Annotated in this window: 1 protein-coding gene; it reads left to right on the top strand. The window is 70.7% G+C overall.

From position 1 onward, the window contains the following. Positions 1 to 1599 (top strand): beta-ketoacyl reductase (locus B082_RS37280; protein ID WP_037711484.1); only part of this gene is annotated, 1599 nt, incomplete at both ends.

Genomic DNA, 1599 nt, shown 5'->3' on the forward strand with positions numbered 1-1599 from the left:
GGAAGCGGTCCTGCGCCCGAAGGTGGACGCGGCACTGAACCTCCACGAGCTGACCCGTGACCTGGACCTCACCGCCTTCGTCCTCTTCTCCTCCGTGGCCGGCACCTTCGGCAACGCGGGTCAGGGCAACTACGCCGCGGCCAACGCGTTCCTGGACGCGCTGGCCACGTACCGCAGAGCGGAAGGCCTGCCCGCCCACTCCCTCGCCTGGGGCTTCTGGGACGAGGCCAGCGGAATGACCGGCAAGCTGTCCGGGGCCGAACGCTCCCGCATCTCGTCCGTCGGCGGCGTCTTCCCGATCACCTCGGAGGGAGGCGTGGCCCTCTTCGACGCCGCCCTGCGGATGGACCCGCCGGTGGTGGCCCCGGTGCAGCTCGACCTCGCCGCCGTACGGGCCCAGGGCTCCGCGGCCCGCGATCTCTTCCGCACCCTGGTCCCCGTCGTCACACGGCGCAGGGCGACAGGCCACACCGAGGCGAACGGCCTTCAGCAGCGGCTCGCCCGCATCGCCGAGACGGAGCGCGAAGCCGTCGTGCTGGAGGTCGTCCTGGAGCAGGTCGCCTCCGTCCTCGGCTACAGCTCGCTCCAGGCCATCGAGCCGGAGAAGGCCTTCAAGGACCTCGGCTTCGACTCCCTGCGTGCCGTGGAGTTCCGCAACGCGGTGTCCGAAGCCACCGCGCTCCGACTCCCCGCGACCGTCGTGTTCGACTACCCCACCCCCGCGGCCCTGGCCCGCCACCTGCTGGGGGAGCTGTCCGGAGCCGACGCCCCCGTGCCGGCAACCCTCACACCGGTGCGCCCGCACGCTGCCGCCCACGCCGACGACCCGATCGCGATCGTGGGCATGGCGTGCCGCTACCCGGGCAACATCGCCTCGCCCGAAGACCTCTGGCAGGCTGTGAGCGAGGGCGCCGACCTCATCTCCGACTTCCCGACCGACCGGGGCTGGAACCTGCGGAAGATCTACGACCCGGAAGGTGTACGACCCGACACCAGCTACGTCGCCCGCGGCGGCTTCCTCGAAGACGCCCCTGGATTCGACCCGGCGTTCTTCGGCATCAGCCCGAACGAGGCCCTGATCATGGACCCGCAGCAGCGACTCCTGCTGGAGGCATCCTGGGAGGTGTTCGAGCGGGCCGGCATCGACCCGCTCTCCCTCAAGGAGAGCCGTACCGGTGTCTTCGCCGGGATGATGTACCACGACTACGCCCACAACGCGAGCACGGGCGGCATCGCCTCCGGCCGGATCTCCTACGTACTCGGCCTCGAAGGCCCGTCGATGACGGTGGACACGGCGTGCTCCTCGTCGCTCGTGAGCCTGCACCTCGCGATCCAGGCGCTCCGCTCCGGCGAGTGCTCCCTCGCGCTGGCCGGCGGCGTGGCCGTCATGTCGGAACCCGAGGTCTTCGTGGAGTTCAGCCGGCAGCGGGGCCTGGCGAAGGACGGGCGGTGCAAGTCGTTCGCGGGTGCTGCGGATGGTGCTGCGTGGTCGGAGGGTGTGGGTGTCCTGTTGGTCGAGCGCTTGTCCGATGCGCGTCGGCTGGGCCATGAGGTGTTGGCCGTGGTGCGGGGCAGCGCGGTGAATCAGGATGGTGCGAG

It is taken from the genome of Streptomyces sp. ATexAB-D23, from assembly GCF_000373645.1.
Taxonomy (GTDB): Bacteria; Actinomycetota; Actinomycetes; order Streptomycetales; family Streptomycetaceae; genus Streptomyces; species Streptomyces castrisilvae.